Source organism: Azoarcus sp. Soil_N_20, assembly GCF_057656155.1.
Genome location: NZ_JBDGKX010000091.1, coordinates 1 through 212, shown reverse-complemented (window position 1 = coordinate 212; position 212 = coordinate 1). Strand labels below are relative to the sequence as shown.

At 68.9% G+C, this 212-nt stretch carries 1 protein-coding gene; it reads left to right on the top strand.

Going from position 1 to position 212, the window contains the following annotated elements:
• Nucleotides 1-212: electron transfer flavoprotein subunit beta/FixA family protein (locus AC3A35_RS28035; protein ID WP_487439826.1), on the top strand; the 212-nt coding region annotated here is incomplete at both ends.

Here is a 212-nt window from a genome sequence, read left to right as displayed (position 1 = left end):
GGCCCGGCGCTGGTGATCTGCGGCAAGCAGGCGATCGACGACGACGCCAACCAGACCGGGCAGATGCTCGCGGCACTCTTGGGCTGGCCGCAGGCGACCTTCGCCTCCAAGCTGGCGTTGGAAGACGGCCAGGCGAAGGTGACGCGCGAGATCGACGGCGGGCTCGAAACACTTGCGATCAAGCTGCCGGCGGTGGTCACCACCGACCTGCG